The organism is Thermoactinomyces sp. CICC 10521, assembly GCF_016055135.1.
Taxonomy (GTDB): domain Bacteria; phylum Bacillota; class Bacilli; order Thermoactinomycetales; family Thermoactinomycetaceae; genus Thermoactinomyces_A; species Thermoactinomyces_A daqus.
In genome coordinates this window covers 181,427-204,033 of record NZ_JAECVZ010000003.1, presented here as the reverse complement: position 1 = coordinate 204,033, position 22,607 = coordinate 181,427, and the positions used below count along the sequence as shown (strand labels likewise).

General features: G+C 51.5%; 18 protein-coding genes and 1 other annotated feature. Of the genes, 15 read left to right on the top strand and 3 right to left on the bottom strand.

All coding sequences use genetic code 11. The features are described from left to right. Positions 1 to 18 precede the first annotated feature (18 nt). From I8U17_RS04240 to ahbA, 5 genes are read left to right on the top strand one after another with little or no spacing between them, the layout of a single operon-like run. Positions 19 to 666 carry a precorrin-2 dehydrogenase/sirohydrochlorin ferrochelatase family protein gene (locus I8U17_RS04240; protein ID WP_198055037.1) on the top strand — a complete coding sequence of 216 codons (648 nt, stop codon included), beginning with the start codon at positions 19 to 21 and terminating at the stop codon, positions 664 to 666. Positions 667 to 680: 14 nt separating this feature from the next. Then, positions 681 to 1,598: a hydroxymethylbilane synthase gene (gene hemC / locus I8U17_RS04235; protein WP_033099238.1), complete on the top strand. Its 918-nt coding sequence runs from the start codon at positions 681 to 683 to the stop codon at positions 1,596 to 1,598. Between the two features lie 4 nt (positions 1,599 to 1,602). After that, on the top strand, positions 1,603 to 3,117 hold the full coding sequence (cobA, locus tag I8U17_RS04230) for a uroporphyrinogen-III C-methyltransferase (RefSeq protein WP_198059068.1): 1,515 nt from the start codon (positions 1,603 to 1,605) through the stop codon (positions 3,115 to 3,117). 28 nt (positions 3,118 to 3,145) lie between these two features. After that, the gene (hemB, locus tag I8U17_RS04225) at positions 3,146 to 4,123 is read left to right on the top strand and encodes a porphobilinogen synthase (protein WP_033099236.1); all 978 of its coding nucleotides are present in this window, start codon (positions 3,146 to 3,148) and stop codon (positions 4,121 to 4,123) included. A gap of 1 nt (position 4,124) precedes the next feature. Continuing rightward, positions 4,125 to 5,183 carry a siroheme decarboxylase subunit alpha gene (gene ahbA / locus I8U17_RS04220; RefSeq protein WP_033099235.1) on the top strand — a complete coding sequence of 353 codons (1,059 nt, stop codon included), beginning with the start codon at positions 4,125 to 4,127 and terminating at the stop codon, positions 5,181 to 5,183. Between the two features lie 57 nt (positions 5,184 to 5,240). Here the strand turns inward: ahbA and I8U17_RS04215 are convergent, their stop codons facing one another. Next, on the bottom strand, positions 5,241 to 5,687 hold the full coding sequence (locus I8U17_RS04215) for a hypothetical protein (RefSeq protein WP_232330886.1): 447 nt from the start codon (positions 5,685 to 5,687) through the stop codon (positions 5,241 to 5,243). Positions 5,688 to 5,919: 232 nt separating this feature from the next. Between I8U17_RS04215 and hemL the strand changes: the two genes are divergently transcribed. The 7 genes from hemL (at position 5,920) to I8U17_RS04180 (ending at position 17,242) form a co-directional block, all read left to right on the top strand. Then, positions 5,920 to 7,212, top strand: a complete 1,293-nt coding sequence (gene hemL / locus I8U17_RS04210; RefSeq protein WP_033099234.1) for a glutamate-1-semialdehyde 2,1-aminomutase — start codon at positions 5,920 to 5,922, stop codon at positions 7,210 to 7,212. Positions 7,213 to 7,440: 228 nt separating this feature from the next. Next, positions 7,441 to 8,673 carry a LysM peptidoglycan-binding domain-containing protein gene (locus I8U17_RS18750; RefSeq protein WP_033099233.1) on the top strand — a complete coding sequence of 411 codons (1,233 nt, stop codon included), beginning with the start codon at positions 7,441 to 7,443 and terminating at the stop codon, positions 8,671 to 8,673. Positions 8,674 to 8,688: 15 nt separating this feature from the next. Beyond that, positions 8,689 to 9,771, top strand: coding sequence for a phosphotransferase (locus I8U17_RS04200; protein ID WP_198059067.1), 1,083 nt, complete (start codon positions 8,689 to 8,691; stop codon positions 9,769 to 9,771). Positions 9,772 to 10,409: 638 nt separating this feature from the next. After that, positions 10,410 to 10,644, top strand: a binding site (T-box leader). 45 nt (positions 10,645 to 10,689) lie between these two features. Continuing rightward, positions 10,690 to 13,344 carry a valine--tRNA ligase gene (locus I8U17_RS04195; protein ID WP_198059066.1) on the top strand — a complete coding sequence of 885 codons (2,655 nt, stop codon included), beginning with the start codon at positions 10,690 to 10,692 and terminating at the stop codon, positions 13,342 to 13,344. A 136-nt stretch (positions 13,345 to 13,480) separates the two neighbouring features. Continuing rightward, a complete protein-coding gene (locus I8U17_RS04190; RefSeq protein WP_198059065.1) occupies positions 13,481 to 14,806 on the top strand; it encodes a bifunctional folylpolyglutamate synthase/dihydrofolate synthase in 1,326 nt (441 codons plus the stop codon). Between the two features lie 42 nt (positions 14,807 to 14,848). After that, on the top strand, positions 14,849 to 16,231 hold the full coding sequence (gene murC, locus I8U17_RS04185) for a UDP-N-acetylmuramate--L-alanine ligase (RefSeq protein ID WP_198059064.1): 1,383 nt from the start codon (positions 14,849 to 14,851) through the stop codon (positions 16,229 to 16,231). 363 nt (positions 16,232 to 16,594) lie between these two features. Next, positions 16,595 to 17,242, top strand: coding sequence for an SCO family protein (locus I8U17_RS04180; protein WP_198059063.1), 648 nt, complete (start codon positions 16,595 to 16,597; stop codon positions 17,240 to 17,242). 159 nt (positions 17,243 to 17,401) lie between these two features. Here I8U17_RS04180 and I8U17_RS04175 read toward each other — a convergent pair whose 3' ends face one another. Together I8U17_RS04175 and I8U17_RS04170 are read right to left on the bottom strand one after the other, a co-directional pair. After that, positions 17,402 to 18,634, bottom strand: a complete 1,233-nt coding sequence (locus I8U17_RS04175; protein ID WP_198059062.1) for an ABC transporter permease — start codon at positions 18,632 to 18,634, stop codon at positions 17,402 to 17,404. Continuing rightward, positions 18,631 to 19,359 (bottom strand): ABC transporter ATP-binding protein, encoded by a 729-nt coding sequence (locus I8U17_RS04170; protein WP_198055031.1) that lies wholly within the window; start codon positions 19,357 to 19,359, stop codon positions 18,631 to 18,633. The genes I8U17_RS04175 and I8U17_RS04170 overlap by 4 nt, the downstream gene beginning before the upstream one ends. A gap of 134 nt (positions 19,360 to 19,493) precedes the next feature. Between I8U17_RS04170 and I8U17_RS04165 the strand changes: the two genes are divergently transcribed. The 3 genes from I8U17_RS04165 (at position 19,494) to I8U17_RS04155 (ending at position 22,578) form a co-directional block, all read left to right on the top strand. Beyond that, positions 19,494 to 20,525 carry a type IV pilus twitching motility protein PilT gene (locus I8U17_RS04165; RefSeq protein ID WP_198055030.1) on the top strand — a complete coding sequence of 344 codons (1,032 nt, stop codon included), beginning with the start codon at positions 19,494 to 19,496 and terminating at the stop codon, positions 20,523 to 20,525. After that, positions 20,518 to 21,186, top strand: a complete 669-nt coding sequence (locus tag I8U17_RS04160) for a prepilin peptidase (protein ID WP_198059061.1) — start codon at positions 20,518 to 20,520, stop codon at positions 21,184 to 21,186. Before I8U17_RS04165 ends, I8U17_RS04160 begins: the two co-directional genes overlap by 8 nt. Before the next feature lie 102 nt (positions 21,187 to 21,288). Then, positions 21,289 to 22,578: an SPOR domain-containing protein gene (locus I8U17_RS04155; RefSeq protein ID WP_033099223.1), complete on the top strand. Its 1,290-nt coding sequence runs from the start codon at positions 21,289 to 21,291 to the stop codon at positions 22,576 to 22,578. The last annotated feature ends 29 nt before the right edge of the window (positions 22,579 to 22,607 follow it).

Below are 22,607 nucleotides of genomic sequence, written 5' to 3'. Positions count from 1 at the left end.
CAAAGGAGCTAGAATACGATGAAACCGTTATACGCCATGATGGTGGATATAACCGGCCGGCGCTGCCTGGTTGTGGGGGGAGGTTCGGTGGCGGAACGCAAGGCGGCCGCGCTTCTGGAAGCCGGAGCGCTGGTCAAAGTCGTCAGCCCGTCAGCCACCCCCCAAATTCAAAAGTGGGCCCTGCTCGGCAGAGTCGAGTGGAAAAATCGACCGTACGCACCGACGGACGGAATTGGCTGCTTTCTCGTCATCGCCGCTACTGATGACAACCAAACCAATGAGGCGATCTATCGCGATGCCAAGGAGCGGGGGCAGTGGATCAATGTCGTTGATCAGCCTGAACTGTGCAATTTCACCGTTCCCTCCACAGTGAAGCGGGGACCGTTGCAGATCGCCATTTCCACCGGTGGAGCCAGCCCGTCGCTCGCGAAAAAGATCCGCCAGGACCTGGAAAAATCGTTTGGTGAAGAGTACGAACGCTACCTCGGTTTATTGCAGGAGATGAGAGAAAAAGTCCGCGCAGAAGTAAAAGATCCGAGACTTCGATACAGCTTGATGAAAGAATTGGTGTCGGATGAATGGCTGATCGAGTGCCGGCGTGATCCGGAGGGAGTCAGGGGGAAAATGCTTGGCTTCATTCAGTCTCATTTATCCGTACAAGCCTAGAAAGGAGGGAGAAGATGCGATCACTCATCGTGGGAACAAGAAAGAGCCAGTTGGCAATGACCCAGACTAGCTGGGTTGTCGACCGCTTGAAAGAAGTGAAGCCGGGACTCGAGGTGAGAATGGAGAAAATTGTCACCAAGGGCGATCGGATTCTCAATGTCACGTTGTCCAAAGTGGGCGGCAAAGGATTGTTTGTCAAAGAGATTGAACAAGCATTATTGGACGGGCGCATTGATTTTGCCGTACACAGCATGAAAGATTTGCCGGGTGAGATGCCGGAAGGGCTTGTGATCGGAGCCATTCCCCGTCGTGAAAATCCACGGGATGTGCTGTTGTCGCGCGATGGAAAGATGCTGGCTGAATTGCCGCCCGGCTCCGTGGTGGGGACGAGCAGTCTGCGGCGCCAAGCGCAGATATTGGCCTCCCGCCCTGATTTGAGGGTGGAGCCGGTTCGTGGCAACCTGGATACGCGCATCCGGAAAATGAGGGAAGGACAGTTTGATGCGATCGTACTTGCGGCGGCGGGCCTTTACCGCATGGATTGGCAAAGCGAGATTTGTGAAGAATTGCCGATCAACGTGATGTTACCCGCGGTTGGCCAGGGAGCGCTCGCCATCCAGTGTCGTGAAGATGACCATGAGCTGCTCTCTCTCCTCGCCGGGATCAACCATGAGCAGACGGCGCGGGCAGTCCGGGCGGAAAGGGCTTTTTTGGTCGCCTTTGAAGGAAGTTGCCATATGCCCCTGGCTGCTTACGCCGAAGTCGATGGAGAGGAAGTGCACTTGACCGGTTTGGTGGCGCAACCGGACGGTAAAGAGGTCATCAAGAAAAGCATGCGAGGCAAAGACGAATGGGCGGTTGGCAAACAGCTTGCCAAAGAGATGAGAGAGCTTGGAGCAGGTCAACTGCTGGCACTCAGTGAGAGGAGTTAGTCGGATGACGAAACTTGTTTATTTGGTAGGAGCTGGACCGGGGGATCCCGGATTAATTACAGTAAAAGGATTGGAAGCGATTAAAAAGGCAGACTGCATTGTTTACGACCGTTTAGCGAGCCCTTTGCTGTTAAAGCACGCGAAACCGAAGGCCGAATTGATTTACTGCGGCAAGCTGCCGGACCGGCATACGCTGACCCAGGAGGAGATCAATGACTTACTGGTGGCTAAAGCGAAAGAGGGGAAGGTCGTAACCCGGCTCAAAGGGGGAGATCCTTTCATTTTCGGCCGCGGGGGTGAAGAGGCGGAACGCCTTGTGGAAGAAGGGATTCCGTTTGAAGTCGTACCGGGGATTACCTCGGCAATCGCCGTTCCCGCTTATGCCGGCATTCCCGTCACACACCGTGACTTTAATTCCTCCTTTGCGATCGTCACAGGGCATGAACGGCCGGAAAAAACCGAATCATCCATCCGTTGGAACCACTTGGCTACGGCAGTGGAAACTCTGATCTTTTTGATGGGGGTCGGAAATCTGCCGTTTATTGTCGAACAGCTCATCAAATACGGCCGTTCAAAAGAAACGCCGGTTGCACTTATTCGCTGGGGCACCCGGGTTGAACAGGAAACGCTGACGGGAACCTTGGAGGATATCGTGCAAAAAGTGGAGGAGGCCCGTTTCCGTTCCCCGGCCATTATCGTGGTGGGGGAAGTCGTAAAACTGCGGGAAAAATTGTCGTGGTTTGAAAAGAAACCGCTGTTTGGCAAAAGGGTTCTGGTCACAAGGGCTCGAAGCCAGAGCAGCGTTTTGACGGAGAAAATTCAGGCGCTTGGTGGAGAAGCGGTAGAATTTCCCGTGATCCGCATCACCCGTCCTGAGCGCCAAGACCTGTTGGATGCGGCGTTGCATCAGCTTGAGCGGTTTGACTGGGTGATTTTTACCAGTGCCAATGGAGTGAAGCACTTTTTTAAACGCCTGATCGAATTAAATCTCGATATTCGCCGGATGGCCAAGGCGCGGATTGCGGCGATCGGTCCCAAAACGGCAGAGGTGCTAATCGAAAAAGGATTGCGGGTGGAAGTGTTGCCGGAAGAGTATAAGGCAGAAGCGCTTGTGGAAGCACTCAAACCGATGATCAAGCAGGGAGAAGAGATTCTGCTTCCCCGTGCCGATATCGCCCGCGAAGTTTTGGTTGTTGAATTGGAGAAACTGGGATGCCATGTCACGGAAGTGGATGCATACGATACAAAAATCGGCACCGAAGATGCGGGCGAAGTAGTAGAAATGCTGAAACGGGGCGCTATTCATGTGATTACCTTCACAAGCTCCTCTACGGTTCGCAATTTTGTCGAAGCAGTGAAAACAGTCGAACCGGAGGTTCCCGCTTTGCTCTCCGGGAGCAGGATCGCCTGCATCGGTCCCATCACGGCACAAACCGCTGCCGAACTGGGGCTGAAGGTAGATGTGGTTGCTGATTCATATACGATTGACGGTCTGGTGGAGGCATTAAAAACACTATAGGCCCGGCATGATAAAGGAGGAGTTTTCTATGCAATCATATATCCGACACCGTCGTTTGCGAGCAAGCGAGCAGATCCGCCGCATGGTTCGTGAACATCACGTTCATGTTGAGGATCTGATTTATCCGATTTTCGTGGTGGAAGGGGAAAATATCAAACAAGAAGTTCCTTCGATGCCTGAGGTTTACCATTATTCCCTGGACCGGCTGCATGAGGAGATGGACGAGCTGGTCCGGCTGGGCATTTCTTCTGTCATCATTTTTGGGGTGCCGGCTGAAAAGGATGAACGGGGGAGCTCTGCAGATGATGAACAGGGAATCGTGCAAAAAGCGATTCGCTATATCAAAGAAAAGTATCCTTCCATTTACGTGATCGCCGACACCTGTCTGTGCCAGTACACTTCGCATGGTCATTGCGGTATCGTAGAAAACGGAGTGATCGTCAATGACGCTTCATTGACGCGGCTCGTCTCAACCGCTGTTTCCCAGGCCCGGGCGGGTGCTGATATGATCGCTCCGTCCAACATGATGGACGGTTTTGTTTACGAGATTCGTAAAGGATTGGATGAAGCCGGGTTTTCCCATATTCCAATCATGTCTTATGCCGTCAAGTACGCCTCAAGCTTTTACGGACCTTTCCGGGATGCGGCTCATTCCACACCGCAGTTTGGCGACCGCCGGACCTATCAGATGGACCCGGCCAATGTACGAGAGGCGATGCGGGAAGCGGCCTCTGATGTGGCCGAAGGTGCGGACATGCTGATTGTCAAACCGGGGCTTCCTTATCTCGATGTCATGGTGCGTGTGCGGGAGCGTTTTGACTTGCCAGTTGTCGCTTACAACGTGAGCGGTGAGTATTCCATGGTCAAAGCGGCTGCACTCAATGGCTGGATTGATGAAAAGCAGGTAGTGACCGAATCGATGCTGGCATTCAAACGGGCCGGGGCAGATCTGATTATCACGTACCATGCCAAAGATCTGGCCCGCTGGCTAAAAGGGGGAGAATAAGATGCCCGTCAAAACGATGGATGAACTGGATAAAGAGATCCTGAACCAACTCCAGGAAGGTGTGGAACTGGTTCCTGAGCCGTTTAAAGCAGTGGCCGAAACCTTGGGGACAGACGAAGAAACGGTTTTGTCGCGTGTCCGTGAGTTGAAAAAGGATACCATACGCCAAATTTCCGCCATTTTTGACACCCGTACACTCGGCTACAAGTCCAGCTTGGTTGCTGCAAAAGTACGGGAGGAACACCTGGATGAAGCGGCCCGCATCATTAATCAGCATCCCGGGGTTACCCATAACTATAAGCGAAACCACGAGTATAATCTCTGGTTTACCATTGCTGTACCTCCGAACAGCCGCATCGGTCTCGAAAAAACAGTGGAACTGTTGGGCAAGTTGGCCGGCGTTGAGGTGATTCGCCTGATGCCAACGCTGAAATTGTTCAAGATCGGGGTTCAGCTCGACATGACCGGCAAACAGGATGGAACGAAAGCAAAAGCAAAACCGAGCTATAATGAGGAAGACCGGAAAAAAGCGGATAAAGTGATCACCGATTTTGACATTGCCGTGATTCGCGAATTGCAAAAAGATCTCCCTGTTCAATCACGCCCCTTTGATCTTTACGCACAAAATTTGGGACTTTCAACGGAAGAACTGTTGGACGCGGCTAAAAAAATGCTTGAACGGAAGCAGATGCGCCGCTTCGCCGCCATTCTCAATCACCGCAAGGCCGGGTTTCGCTTTAACGGCATGGGGGTTTGGGCGGTTCCGGAAGACCGTGCCGATGAAATTGGCCCGGTGATGGCTTCCTTTAAAGCCGTCAGCCATTGCTATCTGCGTCCGACTTATCCGGATTGGCCGTATTCGATTTTCACCATGGTGCATGGCCGGACCTTGGAAGAATGCGAAAAAATCTTGCAGGCGATTGAGGACGAAACCGGAATTACCGAACGTGCGACGCTCTATTCGACCAAAGAATACAAAAAGACCCGGCTTCAGTATTTCACACCGGATATGGATGAGTGGGAAGAGCGTGTGATTCGGGAACAAAAAATAGAGGCTTAACCCGGCCTCAACAGATTGGTGTCAGCAGCCCCGCAGCGATTGCACGGGGCTCTTTTTTTACGCTGAAATCTCCACCACGCCCAGAAAAGCTGCACTTCCGGTGGCCTCGATGCGATTGATCTCTCTGGACGTCAGCCTTCGTGGCACGAAAATGAACGAAGACGTCAGATCATTAAAAATGGGCCCGACAAAAGGAACCGATCTTGATCCAAAAAATACTTGTCTTCTGCCCGAGTAGTTTACGTCTTCCCACAGAACTAGGGTTAAGCTGCCCGGATTATTCGGGTTGGACATGCGAAAGCTGGACAGGAGATCGTTAAAGGCAAATGCATTCATATTGCGGACCGCGACTCCGCGCCGCCGGAAGCGGATTCGCCTTCCGGAAAAATTGGCATCTTGAAACAGTTCAAGTGAAAGGCGGGCCTGTTGGATGTTCAAAGGTTTTTTCGGAGAAGCCGGCTTTGCGGTTGGTAATTCGCCGGATGGCTTTTTGCTGATCCTCATTCTTTTTGCTCCTTTTCTATAAAAATGTTTTTCTTTGTTAAAATATGAAATAGAATGATCAATTGTATGGTTCATCATAATACTTGATAGAAAACATTTTCCGGAATCAGCTGATTCCATCCGGTATTTGTTAGAAAAAATTTGCTTCCGTTTCATGTGGAAATCAACAGTATGCGTTAAAATAAGGAATGAATGATTCGGTACATATTTTTGAAGAAGGTTGTGATGGTGGATGCAGAAGCGTTTTGACCGTTCCATCGCCGATTATCGCGAAGCGGTGCAGGTCATCCCCGGTGGGGTGAACAGCCCGGTGCGGGCATTTCGGTCGGTGGAGATGAACCCGATTTTTATAGAGCGTGCGTTCGGTTCCCGCATGGTGGACGTGGACGGAAATGAATATATTGATTACATCGCCTCGTGGGGTCCGTTGATTCTGGGACATGCACACCCCAAAGTGATTCAGGCCATCAAGGATACGGCGGAAAAAGGAACCAGTTTCGGTGCGCCGACCGAATTGGAAACGGCGATGGCCAAACTGGTGACAGAGCGGATGCCCTCTGTCGATATCGTGCGCATGGTAAACTCGGGAACAGAGGCAACGATGAGCGCAATCCGCCTGGCTCGTGCCTATACCGGGCGGAATAAAATTCTCAAATTTGAAGGAAGCTATCATGGTCATTCGGACAGCTTATTGATCAAGGCGGGTTCAGGGGTGGCCACGCTCGGCTTGCCTGACAGTCCCGGCGTGCCGGAAAATACGGCGCAACACACCCTGACTGTTCCCTACAACGATTTAAACAGTGTCAAGCTGGCTTTTGAAAAGTTTGGCGAGGAAGTGGCTGCGGTCATAATGGAACCGGTTGCCGGAAATATGGGGGTTGTTCCTCCTCTCCCCGGCTTTTTGGAAGGAGTGCGGGAGATTACCGAGCAATATGGGGCCCTCCTCATTTTCGACGAAGTGATGACCGGTTTTCGCGTCGATTACCATTCGGCACAAGGAAGATTCAACATCCTGCCTGATCTGACCACGATGGGAAAAGTGATCGGCGGAGGATTACCTGTGGGCGCTTACGGCGGAAAAAGGGAGATCATGGAACAAATCGCTCCGACCGGCCCTGTTTATCAAGCGGGAACGCTTTCCGGCAATCCGCTGGCGATGGCGGCCGGCTATGCCACGTTGACAGAGATGACGCCGGATGCTTATCAGGAACTGGAGCGAAAAGGGCGGATTTTGGAAGAAGGGTTGCGCAAAAATGCAGAAGAAGCGGGAATCCCTGCCCATATCAACCGGGTTGGATCGATGGTCTGCCTCTTTTTCACAGGGGAAAAGGTGGTTAACTACGAAACTGCAAAAACGGCTGATACGAAGCGTTTTGCCGAGTATTTCCGCCATATGGTGGATGAAGGGGTGCTGATCCCCCCGTCCCAGTTTGAAGGGATGTTTATCTCGACGGCCCACACCGAAGAGGATTTGAACCGGACACTGGAAGCGAATCGCAATGCCTTGAAAAAGCTGAAAAAGTAAAGAGAAACTTTGGTTCAACAACCCTGGCGGCAAACAGCTGCCGGGGTCTTCTTTATTTCGGAGTTTGTGGCCGGATGCAGTGGATCTTCTGTTTTTTGATCATCTTGTTCTTTTTTTGGCCCTTTAAAAGTGATAACCTTCGTTCCCATGCATATAGTTAAGTAACGTCCAAAACCTATGACTATCCCGAATAGAAAGGGAACAGCTTTTGTTAAGGAGGGATTTGCCGTGGAAAACCGCTTTACCCAACTTCGCTTTGATATCTCCGAAAAAGTGAGATTGCAACCGCAGCAACCGGGAATGAATACCCTCCTGGAACTGGACCTGTACCCTGATGTCGAGATCAAAGATGAGGGCCAACATTTAAAAATTCAAGGGTATCTGCGTCTTAACGGAATGTATATCCCGCAGCAGGAGGGGGAAGTGGAAGGACCTGATCACACCGGGTTACATACAGAAGCGTTTTTGTACGAAGAGGAACATCGCAGTGAACTCGCCTACGTGATTCCTGTTGAGATCACATTGCCGGCGGATCGGGCTGAACAGGCTCACATCTCGGCGGAGGTCGAATCGTTTGATTATCAAGTTCTGTCCCCGTTTGAATTGCAAATTGAAGCTATCCTCATGATAGACGGTTTGCTGCCGGATCCAAATGAGGAGGCAGAAAAAGCCGGTTCCCATGAGGAGCGCGAGATGGATGACACTGTCCCGGAATTTTCCGGCGCTCCCGTACGGCCGATCAGTATCCAAAGTGAGGAAGAAGGGGATGTGGAGCCTGAACCGGAAGTGGTGTCACGAGCCAGGGAGCAGGACGAAGAAAATACTTCCGGAAAGAGGGTGAACAGGGAACAGGGAGAGGAAGCCGAAGAGGAACCCGAAGCCAAAGTCCTTCCGCATGAAGTTCCCGAAACGGAGGAAAAGCGAGCACAACGGGAACCGGAGCCGGCAGGAAAAGAAAGTGGGAAAAAGAAGACAGCGGAAGAGAAAGAAACAGCTTTCCCGAAGGAGACGGTTGGCCGAAAAGAAACGGTTCCCGAACAAAAAGAAGTTTCAACGGAGGAGAAAACGAAGGAAAAACAACGGACGGAACCGGAACGACAGACAATTTTTGCGCAATCGCCGCGGGAATTTTGGGAAGAGCGGCAAAAGGAAAACCAGTTTGAGGAAGTCTTTGAAACGGAAGTCGAAGAAGAGCTGAATTCAGGCGGGGAAGCGCCGGAAACCGATCAGGAAAACAAAAAGCAGACTGATTGGATTCGCTGGTTGGTCGGCAATAAAGAAGAACAATTTGTCGGCCTGAAGATCGTGATCGTGCAAAGAGATGAGACAATTGACCATGTGGCGGCCCGGTATGATGTGGCTGTGAGCCAATTGATGAAACTGAATCAATTGCAGACGGACCGCCTGGAAGAAGGGCAAATCCTCTATGTGCCCGATTATGCGAAAAAACAAACGACTTAAGGAGGAGGACAGGTGATGAACCGGGCACCGCTTGCAAGAGAAAATGCGTTAGCCGAGGTATTAAGCAAGTATGGATGGGAACCCGCCTATGTTCAATATACCGGACGGGTGTGGAAAGTGGTGATGCCCGAGGGGGAGTATGCTTTAAAAAATTCGCGGGCGCCGCGTGAAAAACTGCTGCTTCTCCATCAAATGCTGGAACAGGTGCGGGAAGAGGGATTCCCCCATCTGCTGCCCTGGGTGAAGAACAGGGATAATGAGCCGGTTGTGCAGGTGGGGAACGAAGTTTGGTATGCAACCCCCTGGAAAGATGGAGGAGAAGCCGGACCGCCCTCACCGACAGAAACCGTTCAGGCGTTGGCACAGTTGCACAGCCTGACCGAACCGCTCATCGAACGCTATCCGGAACTGCCGAAGCGGATCAGCCGGGATTTTATCCAAAAATGGAAGGAAAAGAAGAACCAGTTGTCGGAATATCTCGAAACGGTGGAAAAAAGGGAATTTGCTTCTCCGTTTGACCAGTCGTTCCGGAACCTGAAAGAGCGGCTGGACGATACCTTTTCTTTTGCCATTCGCGGCCTGGAGCGGTTTGTGGAGACGGATGACGGCGCTCTGCCCCGCTATGCCCTGTGTCACCGCCGGATGCATGACAGTAACCTGGTTTGGGATGATGAACAGTTTTATTTTATCGATTTTGACCATGCCCAGGTGGAATCGCCGGTACGGGATCTGGCTTTGGCAATCCAGCGCTTTACTTCCGACAGGGATGTGAGCGAAACACCGCATGACCTGCTCCAAGCGTATGAAAATTCCTATTTGTTAAAACCAAAGGAGAAGCGCCTGTTGGCTTTATATTTGTCGTACCCGGAACGGATGATGAAAACACTCAAATTGTATTATGAAACTCCCCGTCTGTCACAAACCGAAGCGCAAACCGTACAGAGACTGGAGACGGAAGTCAGGCAAATGGAACAGCTCCAGGATCTGGTCAGACAATTGTGGCCGGGGCAAAAGAAGAATGAAGAAAACAAATCGGCAACGGCTGCCGTACCTGTGCGCACCGGCAAAAAGAAAGGAAAAGGAAAACGCAAGTCTTAATCCGGGAACTCCCGGTTTTTTATTTTTTGTAATAGTTTGCGCAATGCTTTTAATGGTAAACTAAGTGCGAGTACCCAGAACAGGACTTCCAACATAAAGACCGCTCCTCACCCGTCAAGTGATCAGAAATGGAATGACTTGGATTTGCCTGGGATTTTGCCCGGAAGCAGAAGTTGATTATGGAAAAAAGTGTTTCCTTTATGCAAATGTTATGCGCAATAAGTGGCGTTTGCTTGTTTTTTTGGCTTATTTTGAAGAAATACTGGACAGATGTGTACGAAAAGTAGAGAATAAGAATATGCTGAAGGGTAAATATATTGGATACTGACAGGAAGGGGTTTAGTCTCTTGAGTTTGGTTAAAACTGTGGTAAGAAAAGCATACCGGGGAGTAATATTTTTATCATTTCTCAGTATCCTTTTGCTATGCACTGTATTGCTATTGGCGTTTTTGGCTGATCCGGCAGCCATGTATGACTTCATCAAGCATACATTCGGGTTGAAAAATTAACCTCCCTTGGCCGTGCGGGTGCGGTTTCTGACTGGCCTCATCTTTTATTCGGCGACACGTTCGCCGTTTTTTACTTGGGTTTGACTTGGATCAAAAAAACGGTGTAATATAATAAAACAAATCATGCGATTCAAAGCTGTGAAAGGGAAGAGTAGATGGATCTGACCCGTTCAGAGAAAGAAACCCTCCGGCTGAAAGGTTTCTTCGGGAAAACCGTCGAATGTCGCCCTCGAGCTGGCCTTCTGAAGGATTGATCTGTGTAGGAAGGTCCGGAACCGGCCGTTATCCGGTCAAAGTGCACTGTTCAGAGCGAATTTGATCAGTGAACAAAGGTGGTACCGCGAAAATTCCTTTCGTCCTTTGCCGGGCGAAAGGTTTTTTTATTTTACAGAAGAATGGAGGAAATGGTATGAGTGAAACGGTGACCAGTAACTTGCCTTCCGCGTATGATCCGAAACAGACGGAAGCGAAATGGTACGATTACTGGCTGAAGGGAGAGTATTTCAAAGCGGGGAGCGATCAGGGGAAAAAACCCTTTACCATTGTGATTCCCCCGCCAAATGTGACGGGAAACCTGCACATCGGCCATGCGCTCAACAACACTCTCCAGGATATCTTGATCCGTTTTAAGCGCATGCAGGGATTTGATGCCTTGTGGCTGCCGGGCATGGATCATGCCGGAATCGCCACCCAGGCGCGGGTTGAAGCGAAACTGCGCGAACAAGGAATCAGTCGTCACGATTTGGGGCGGGAAAAATTTTTGGATGTGGTTTGGAAATGGAAAGAAGAGTATGCGGACAATATCGCCCGCCAATGGAGAAAAATGGGGATCTCCGTCGATTACAGCCGGGAACGGTTCACGCTTGACGAGGGATTGTCCGTGGCGGTTAAGGAAGTGTTTGTCCGCCTGTATGAAAAGGGCCTGATCTACCGGGGCAAGTACATCATCAACTGGGATCCGGTCGCACGCACGGCTTTGTCGGATATTGAGGTGATCTACAAAGAAGTCAAAGGTGCTTTGTATCATCTCAAATATCCGCTGAAGGACGGTTCCGGCTATATCCGCGTGGCGACCACCCGCCCGGAAACAATGCTCGGTGATACGGCGGTCGCAGTTCACCCCGAGGATGAACGCTATCAACACCTTATCGGAAAAACCGTCCTGCTTCCGATCACCGGCCGCGAAATTCCGATTATCGCCGACGAATATGTTGATCCGGAATTCGGCAGCGGGGCAGTAAAAATTACGCCGGCCCATGACCCGAATGACTTTGAAGTAGGAAACCGGCACAAACTTCCGCAAATTCTCGTCATGGATGAAACAGGCAAAATGAATGAGCTGGCAGGAAAATATCAAGGGATGGACCGCTTTGACTGCCGCAAGCAAATTGTCGAAGATCTCAAACAGTCCGGCCATCTGATCGAGATTGAAGAACATGTGCACTCGGTCGGCCACAGCGAGCGTTCGGGAGCCGTAGTCGAGCCTTACCTCTCGACGCAATGGTTTGTGGCGATGAAGCCGCTTGCCAAACGGGCGATTGAAGTGCAAAAAAGCGGCCGGGGGGTTCGCTTTGTACCGGAGCGTTTTGAAAAAATTTACCTGCACTGGATCGAAAATGTACGCGACTGGTGCATTTCCCGGCAATTGTGGTGGGGACATCGCATTCCGGCCTGGTATTGCGATTCCTGCGGCGAAATGACCGTCGCCCGGGATGAGCCAAAAGCATGTCCCAAGTGCCAGGGCACGAGCCTGAGACAGGATGAGGATGTGCTCGACACCTGGTTCAGCTCCGCCCTGTGGCCGTTTTCCACGCTGGGTTGGCCGCAGGAAACAGAGGATTTGAAACGGTATTACCCGACGGATGTGCTGGTGACCGGGTATGATATTATCTATTTCTGGGTTGCGCGCATGATCTTTTCAGCGTTGGAGTTTACGAACCGGATTCCGTTCCGCGATGTGCTGATAACCGGTTTGGTCCGGGATGCTGAAGGTCGCAAAATGTCCAAATCGCTGGGCAACGGCGTTGATCCGATGGATGTAATTGAAAAGTACGGCGCCGATGCGATGCGCTACATGCTCTCCACCGGCTGCACCCCGGGAAATGATCAACGCTTCCGCTGGGAGCGCGTGGAAGCGGCACGTAACTTTGCCAATAAAATTTGGAACGCGTCTCGCTTTGCGCTGATGCATCTGGAAGGAATCAAAGCGGAGGACTTAAAGCTGACGGGTCCTTTCTCCACTGCCGATCAATGGATCATGCACCGCTTGAACGAAACGATCGCTGAAGTGACGCGTTTGTTGGATCGTTACGATTTTGGTGAGGCGGGCCGCGCCCTGTATAATTTCATTTGGGATGAATTCTGCGATTGGTATATTGAATTTGCCAAACTTCCGCTTTACGGAGAGGATGAGGAGGCAAAACGGGTTACCCGTTCGGTGCTGGTTTATGTGCTTGATCAGGCGCTCCGTCTGCTTCATCCGATGATGCCGTTTATTACGGAAGAGATCTGGCAGCATCTGCCGGTCAAAGGTGAAAGCATTACTGTGGCCGATTGGCCGAAAGCGGATGATTCTTATGCCAATGCTGAAGCGGTGAAGGAGATGCAGGTGCTGATCGAAGCGATCCGGGCTGTGCGCAATATTCGCGCGGAGATGGAAGTGGCGCCCAAACACCAAGTGGAGCTGCTGGTGCGCCCCGATGCTGATGTGATGCCCGCTTTTGAACGGAATGAAGCTGCGATCAAGCGCTTGTGCGGAGTAAGCCATTTGACGGTCGATCCGGCTTTGCCCCGACCGGAAAAAACGATGACGGCCGTGATTACCGGTGCGGAATTGTTCCTGCCGCTGGCCGGCTTGGTTGATGTCGGGCAAACCATCGAACGCTTGAATGCCGAGCTGAAGAAATTGAATGCTGAAGTGGAACGGGTGGAGAAAAAATTGGCAAACCCCGGCTTCGTCAATAAAGCGCCGGCTCATGTGGTGGAAGGTGAGCGTAAAAAAGGCGAAGAATACAGGGAAAAACGTGAAAAGGTATTGGCCAGGTTAAGGGAACTCCAAGGATGAGATTCGGCGGGGCAGGCGTTTTCCTGCCCTCGCTTCCTTTGTTTGTTGACGGCAGCCTGATTAATAGGCAAAATGGACACAGTGAGCAGTTTTCTTACATAATCCATCAAAAACCAAAACGAAAGGGGAGAAAAACATGCAGGTAAATGAGGGATTTGTCACAGCAGCCGATGTCTTTGCCTGGATGGACCAACATTGCACCCAGGCGATCCAACCGGGACTCGGGCGGATGGAATGGATGCTCGAACGGCTCGGATCACCGGAAAAACGCTGCAAATTCATTCACATTGCTGGAACGAACGGCAAAGGCTCCGTCGCAGCGATGGTCGATTCGGTTCTGCGGGAAGCAGGTTATCCGGTCGGGTTATTTATCTCCCCCTATGTCACATCGTGGAATGAACGGATCCAGTTTAACGGAGAACCGATCCCGGAAGCTTCCTTTGTCCATTGGGCCAACCAACTGAAACCACTTGTTGAAGAAATGGGCAAAACGGGACCCGGTGCGCCATCCCCTTTTGAATTCTGGACTGTGCTGGCGATTTGTTTCTTTGCCAAAGAGGCGTTTCCGTGGTTTATCGTGTGGGAAACCGGACTCGGCGGCCGCCTTGATTCGACCAATGTCGTTTATCCATTGGTTTCCGTCATCACGCGAATCGGAATGGATCACAAGGAATGGCTGGGTGACACTTTGACCGCAATCGCACGGGAAAAAGCAGGAATCATCAAACCGGGGGTTCCCGTCGTCTGCAGTCCTCAGGTTGAAGAAGCTCTCGCCGTGATCCGGGAAGAGGCGAAACGGAAAAAAAGCCGCCTGTATGAATGGGGGCCAGATTACCGGGTGATCCCGGGAAAATGGAGCTCAAGCGAACAATCCTTTGATTTTCAAGGGATTTACCGGACACTTTCCAACTTGTCCATCCCTCTGCTCGGAGAGCATCAGCTTTATAACGCCGCGACGGCATTAATGACGCTGGAAGTGCTCAGACAGGCTTATGCGACGGTGATCGATCCCGAGCATTTTGTGACCGGGTTGCAACGTGTCCGCTGGCCGGGCCGGTTTGAAAAAGTGGCCGATTCGCCCGCTGTCATTCTCGACGGTGCGCATAACCTGGACGGAGTCAAAGCACTGGTGCAGGCGGTAAAAAGACACGAACCTGGCAACGGCCGTTTGTTTTTGCTCCTGGCGATGATGAAGGACAAGCAAGTAACTGAAATGTTGGAAGTTTTGGCAGAGGAAGCAGATGTGGTGGTCGCAACGGAGGTAAAGGGACAGGCGCGGTCGCTCGCTGCCGGTGAATTGGCCGGGCTGCTCAAGAAAGTGAAGCCGGAGCTGACTGTTCATGCAGAGGATGACGCGCTGGCCGGGTTGCGCCTTGTGAAAGGGCAGATGAATGAAAATGATGTTTGTGTGATCACGGGATCGCTCTTTTTGGTCTCCCAATTGCGTCCTCTTCTGAACTGAAATGACACTGAATAAAGATCTAAATAAAGGTTGGTGGTTGACGTGGAAAAAAAGCAGAAGGTGCACTTTGTGGGAATCGGCGGCTATGGCATGAGTGCGATTGCCAGGGTGTTGCTCGATTTGGGATATGAAGTATCCGGTTCGGATGTGGCTGAAAATGCGTTGGTGCAAAAATTGATCGAACGGGGAGCGCGGGTGACGATCGGTCATCATGAGGATTTGGTTGAGGGGGCAGACCTCGTCGTCTATTCATCGAGTATTTCGGAAGATAATGTAGAGCGCATCGCAGCCAAAAAGCGGGGAATTGAAGTGATTCACCGCTCGCAGATGCTGGCGCGCCTTCTGAATGATAAAAAGGGGATCGCGGTTGCGGGGGCTCACGGAAAAACGACCACTTCCTCCATGATCGCCCAAACGTTGGAACTGCTCCAAGTGGACCCGACCTATATCATCGGCGGGGAAATCGTCAGTTTAAAAGGAAATGCCAAGGCGGGGAGAAGCGATTACGTGGTGGCGGAAGCGGATGAAAGCGACGGCTCGTTTCTGGAATATTATCCGCATCTGGCGATCGTCACCAATATCGAACCCGATCATTTGGAAAACTACGGCGGGGATTTTGCCAATCTGAAAAAGGCATACCGCTCGTTTTTAAAGCAAGTCCGTCCGGAAGGCGCGGTGATTTTGTGCTATGATGATCCCCATCTCAGGGAAATGGCGGAAGATGTGGGAGGCCGTTTGCTCAGCTATGCCATCGATCATCCGGCCGACTTCACCGCGCGAAATATTCGGGAAAACTTGCGGGAGATCAGTTTTACGGTAGTCAAAGGGGAAGAAGAGTTAGGGGAAGTCACCTTGCGCATCCCGGGGCGCCACAATGTTTCCAATGCATTGGCCGCCATTATCGCCTGCCTGGAAGCCGGCTGTGAGTTTTCTTCAATTGCTAAAGCGCTTTACCAATTTCAAGGGGCAAAAAGACGTTTCCAAGTAATCGGTGAAGTGGACGATATTTTGGTTGTCGACGATTATGCGCACCATCCGACCGAAATCGAGGCGACATTAAAAGGGGTAAAAGCGCTGGGCCGCCGTGTGATCGCCGTTTTCCAGCCGCAGCGTTACTCCCGGACTCACCTCTTGTTCAATGAGTTCAGCCGTGCCTTTGCTCATGCCGATGAAGTGATCATTAACACCATTTATGCTCCTCCGGGGGAAAAACCGATCCCGGGTGTTTCGGCAGAGAGATTGGCGGCGCTGATTAAACAAAACAGCAATCCCAATACACAGTTTATCGCTACCAAAGAAGAGGTTGTTTCATATCTGCTGCAGCATGCGAAACCCGGAGACCTGGTGATGACGATGGGGGCCGGTGACATTTGGCGTGTTTCGCATGCACTTGTACCGGAACTTGAAAAGCAAAGCGTAAAATAGGGATGAACTTATCGATATTTTATTTCTTTACGGGCGAGAAAACCTCTGGCTTCAGCTGGGGATGGGAGTGAGCGTCAGGCAGGAGGGGTTTTCACCCCTCTCGCAAGCCTGACCATCTCTTGCCCTCACTTTTGCCGCCGATTTCTTGACTTGACTGTTTCGTTAACCGATGAGCAGGCATTTTCATTTCCGGAAAAGTGCGAAGTCTCATGAAGTGGAAAGGCGGGATTTTTCTGCCGCCACCGGTCGAAATACATCGGGGGAAAAGCTTGGTTTAACCCCTTTGTGAACTGAATGGCTGTCCCTTTTATGCGAACTCAAGATTTAGATTTATTAGTGAATTTACGGCTGGAGGCGATTTGGATGGAGAAATGGAAACGGGTTGGCTTTGCGCTCATCGTTTTTCTTGTGCTCACCGTAATCGGTTGCTCGGAAGCTGCTCAGGAACAGCCGGAACCGGAAACATCGGCGCAGGCCTCATCGTCAAATGACGTGTCCGCACTCCATTGGCAAGTTCATGACTTTTCCTTTACTGACCAATCGGGCAAACCATTTGGCTTAAAGGATTTAAAAGGCAAAATCTGGTTGGCTGATTTTGTTTTTACCAACTGCCCCAATGTTTGTCCGCCGATGACAGCCAATATGGCCAAAGTGCAAGACGCGTTTAAAAAGGCCGGCGTTCCGATCGAACTGGTTTCATTCAGTGTCGATCCTGAGCATGATCAGCCAAAAGTGTTGCAAACGTATGCCGAAAAATATGATGCGGATTTAAGCCATTGGCATTTTTTGACCGGCTATTCATTCAGTCAGATCGCGAAAATGGCCAAGGATACATTTAAGGGACCGGTAGCCCGGCAAAAAGGACCTTCGCCGGATATGCCGGTTTTGGTCACCCATCCGACCCAATTTTACCTGATTGATGAATCCGGCACGGTCGTAAGGTATTATAATGGATTGCAGCCTGATCTGCAGCAAATGATCAAGGATGTACAAGTTTTGACAAAGAAATAGGCCGCCGCCGAGAACGCCCCTTTGCCTGTCGCTTGACCGCGGCAGTTTTTTTGTATGAAGCGCACCGCGGCCCGGAGTGTGGGAGGGTAGGGAGTTACACAGCCCTCCCTGGCTCATTTCGGCATTCATTTCCGGGACGGTCCCAAAAGAAAAGAATGTTTATTTTTGCGGCGGCACACTCCGTTTTTTCAGCCCGGCCATGATCATTGACAGAATCAGGCCATAAGCGAGAAACAAAAGGGTTCCGGCGAACGAAAGCCAATGGAAACCGGCAATCACCATGGTTAAAATCAGCGCTTGCATCCCCGAAAGAACGGTGCCGATTCGTGCCAGACTGTTCTTAAAAGCAGCCTTCGGTAAGGGATACAGTTTCAGTGCAGCCGGATAGCTGTTTGCATCTATCAGCGCAGGCAATTGGGAAAAAAGCATCAGGCTCGCTGCCAGGTAGATGCCGAAGATCACCCAGGGATTGGGGAAGAGCGCCATCATGATGATCGCCCAGAGAAGCAGCCGGAAAAAGACAGCGTACAATTCGCTTTTGCGGAAGAAATGACGCCAGTAGAGATAGAGAAGCGGGTTTTTCCGATAATTGGTGAAACGGTCTGCTATCCGCACCCAGATATGGCGGCGCCTGATCGGTTGCTGGACAGCAGGAAGGTCCACAAACCAGCCGGCCCAATGATAATATCTCGCCAATAAACACTGTTCCTGTTTTTTCAGTTCATCCCAAGGTAAAGGAAACGCTGGGGTGACGGCCACCTGTCCGAGCCAGACCCCGGCCATGATGCAGAAAAGAACAAGCAGCCCGACCCACTGGCGATCCATGGACGCTTCAGTCCATAAAAAATTGAGAAGAAAGCGCAGAAAGGCGATTCCCCTGATTTTACGGCGGCTCCATTTGCACAAAAGGCGCATGCTTTGCCATTCGATGAGCACATTGAGGATTTGTGCTAGGCTCAGCAAAGAAAAAAGGAGCCAGAGCGGTGAGCGATCTTCTGGTGCTCCCGCCGCCAGAAGCGGAGAGAGGAGCAGTAGGGCAAGTGCCAGATGAATGATGTGAACAAGCGAACTGTAGCATAAGCTGGCGCGAAAGTATCCGTTCATCTTTGTTTCTGCCGGAAGCAAAAAAACGGGATCGGCCGGTTTGATCCAAGTGCGGATGCGGCTGGATGTCAAGAGCAGGGAAAGAACCAGTCCGGTGAGCAAACCGGCGGGAAAGGAGGAGGGCATCCATTCCAAAAAACGCTTGTACCCGAAATACAACCCGATGAGGACGACTCCGGCAAACAAGGGGGTTCCTCCTCCACCTGCCACGAGCCGGATGATGCCGATCGCTTTCAGCCATGACTGCTGCATGCGCTGATAAAACAGTGCTGTGCTGTCCAGATTCATGTGCGTTCTGCCACCTCTATAAACAGATCTGCCAGTGAGGCAGATGGTCTCTGTGTTTGTTTCTGCCATTCGGCAAGGGTTCCGGTAAAGTGAATGCGTCCGTGATGAAGGATGACAAAACGGTCGCATGTTTTTTCTGCGGTCTCCAAAATGTGAGTCGACATCAAGATGCCCATCCCTTCCTTCCTCCCTTGCTGCAAAAGATCGAGCAAGGCATGAATTGCCAATGGGTCGAGACCGATAAACGGCTCATCGACGATCAGATATCGCGGATGGATGAGAAAAGCGCTGAGCAGCATGATTTTTTGCTGCATCCCTTTGGAAAATGTGTTCGGAAACCAGTTTTTCGCTTTCTGCATGCGAAAACGTTCCAGCAATTCTTCAGCGCGTTCCTTGAACAAAGCCCGGTCAAGCTGATAAACCTTCGCCGTCAGTTCCAGGTGCTCCCATAATGTGAGTTCATCGTAAAACTGCGGAGTTTCAGGAATCCAGGCGATTTTCGAGCGGAAAGAGACCGGGTCCTCGTTTAATGTCTTCCGGTCCAAGGTCACTTTTCCCGACACAGGGGTGAGCAAACCCAAAATATGCTTGATCGTCGTACTTTTGCCGGCACCGTTTAAACCGATCAACCCGACAATTTCTCCGGGGGAAACAGAAAAGCTTAGATCGTGAATCACGGGAAAGGATTTGGCGTAGCCTCCGGTTAAATTTTGAATGGATAGCATGTTGAACTCCTTTGTGATCTTTTTACTTGTACTTTACTGTTGTCTTCAGGCGGAATCAAACTATTTTTTGTCCGGCTTTTCATACAGGGAAATTTATCATAAAATAGTGAAAAATGGGAGAAGAGGGGATTGCTTTGTTTATTGCGGAATGGGTTCAACTGGGAATCGACCTGGCTGCATCCGATCTGCACTTTGCCGCCGGGGAGCGGCCTCGCGCCAAAATAAACGGCAGTTGGGAATGGTTGAGCGACAGGGAATGTCCCCCCGACCAACTGTACGCTTTTGTGCAGGCAACTGCAAATCTGCCCGGGCCGGAATCGTTGGCGGAACATAAGGAATATGACTTTTCCTTTTCCGTCGGAGCCGTCCGGGTGCGCGCCCATTTTTACCAGCAGAGGGGAACGGCGGCATTGGCGCTGCGCCTTTTGCCCGAGAGGATACCGGTACCCGAAGAATTGGGACTTCCCCCTGTTCTGACAGAGCTGATTCATAAAAAGAGGGGGCTTTTGCTGGTTACCGGGCCGACCGGAAGCGGAAAGTCAACGACGATCGCTTCGCTCGTACAGTATCTGAATCAGGAGGAATCGCTCCATATCGTCACCCTGGAGGATCCGATCGAATTTGAGCATCATTCCCTGCGGTCGCTTGTCGTGCAACGGGAGATTGGAGTGGATGTACATACTTTTTCCAGCGGGATGGTTTCTTCCCTGCGGCAAAACCCCGATTTGATCGTCATTGGGGAAATGCGGGAGCGCATGGCGATGGAAGCGGCCCTCCACGCAGCGGAAGCGGGCAGTATGGTGTTTGCTTCCCTCCATGCCGCCGATGCGATTGGTGCCGTGCATCGCCTGGTGAACAGCTTTTCACCGGAGCGTCATTCTCTGATTCGGGCGCAGCTGTCGGCCTGTTTGCTGGCCATTCTCGCCCAGCGGTTAATTCCGGGCCGTGGCTGGCGCGACCATGTGGTTGCCTGTGAACTGTTAATCAATAACCGGGCAGTTGCCCATCTGCTGCGCTCCGGGCAGGAGCACCAGCTTGATTCCGTCATGCAGTCGGGACAAGCCTGTGGAATGCAGACGATGGAGATGGCTTTGACCCACTTGGTGCAAAAGGGATTGACTGAAGCGGAGTGGGTGTTAAACGTGGGACAGATCCCCCATGTTTGATTGGAAAATCGGCGCGATGCTTGTGGTCAGCGCACTCATTTCCATAATTCTCCCTCCGTTGGCCAGCTGGTCGATCAGGCGGAAGCGCGAAGGAGGAACCCTTTTTCGCTATTCCAAAACGGTATGGGGTCTGCAAGCAGGTTTTAGTCTCTTTTTTACGTGGCTGGTGGGAATTCGTGAGGGAACGTCAGCGGAGGGATGGGTCAGCTTGGTGCTGATGTGGTTGTTGATCCTGCTTTCCCTGACCGATTTGCAAGCGATGGTGCTCCCCAATTTGTTCACTTACAGCGGAACCGTTCTCTTTGCCGCGGTTCGGATTTGGGTGCATCCCATGCCCTATGGCAACTATCTTTGTGCCTCAGCTCTCGCCTATCTCTGTTGCCTGATCATCAGCAAATGCACTGGCGGGATGGGGATGGGTGATGCCAAATTGCTGGCGATGTCGGGCTGGGTTGTCGGGTGGCCTGAGATTTTTCTCGCTTTTTGGCTCGCGACGTGGAGCGCGCTTTTTTGCGCCGTTTGCCATGCGCTGCTCTTCAAGCGGAGGAGTTGGGGTGATCCGCTGCCGTTTGCTCCCCACCTGGCCATCGGTGTCATCATTGCCCTGTTGTGGGGCGACGGCTGGATCCATTTTTTGCTCTCCTTCAGGATACTAGAATAGTAGAGCGCACATGAACGGGAAGATTGTTCTTTTTTGACGGTTCTATCCCCTCTATGAACTCATAAGCTATATTAACAGAATAGAAAAAAGGGGCGGATTGATATGGGGACAAGCAAATCTTCCCGCCATGTGCACGGTACGGGAATCAAGGTAAAAGTCCAGGGAAAACCAATTTCACCGGCAAAAAAGGATCATGCCTTGCCGGCACAGCCCAGTGATGAAATCTTGAGCAAATCTGGAAGGGGAGTGGTGCCGCTCTCACCGGCCATCAGGCATGCGGGGAGGTCAGGGGAGACATCACGACCCGGATGGCAGGGCAATTTCACACAAACAGAAAAAGAAACGAAAAAGAGCATATTCCGATTGCACGGAAGAGCCGAAACGGGGCATTCTGAACCCGGTCAGGGGCCGATCCGGCAAAATCAAAAGGAGAAGGCGGATCAGTGGCGTCGCTGGTGGGAAAAGGCCGAAGCGGTTGCCTGGAATAATTGGCTTTTGGAAGGGCATAAACCAGGCAACGTAATTGACTGGGGAGCACCGGGAAAACCTTTTGCGCGCCGACAGACGGGGCAGGGCCGGTTTTCCGCGCATATCGGACAGATTTTGCTTTCCATCGGCGGAGCGGTCTTGATCGGGACGGCCATGGGCATTTCCGTCATGCACCTGTTTTTTTCGGAAAATCCCGTGCATTCAACGCGTTCGATTGATGACCATTTGACGGTGCCGGCAAAACAACAAAGCGAGTCAGGTCAGAAGGAATCGGCAGTCAAGGAAATGACGGCCCTTCCAGGATTGCGGGCGGTCATGCTCCAGGCCGGGAACTACAGCGCGAAAAACGGGGCGATGAAAACCGTTCAAAACTACCGTGCGGAAGGGCTGGCCGCAGTGATGTCGGAGAGTTCGCCCTACCGGATTTTTATGGGGGTGGCCCCCAACCGGGATGATGCTCTGAAGCTTTCCGCCATCTATCAAAAACAGGATGTACCCGTTTATTTAAAAGAGATGAATGTACAGGGGAACATGGAGAAATCAGACACGGCAGAGACGCTTTCAAAGGCGTTAAATAAAGGGAATCGTTTGTTTCAGCAGCTGAACGCGGTCACGATTCGCGATATCCGGGCTGATCCAGGTGCCCAAACACCTGCTATTGCTTTTAACAGCGACTGGATCGACCAGTACCGTCAATTTGTTCTTGAGTGCCAAACGGTGCAAAAGGGATTGCCGCAGCCGGCCCGCGAGTCGCTTGGCAAAATGTTTCAGGCTTTGGATCAAGCCATGCAGAGCGCCGAGCAAGCGGAAAAAAATCCTAATCAAGCTTTGCTGTGGCAGGTTCAGGAAGGTTTGGTCCGCTATATGGTGAACTATGAACAATTGATTAAAGATTTAAATTGAACAAAAATTTTGCCGGGGCAAATAGCCTA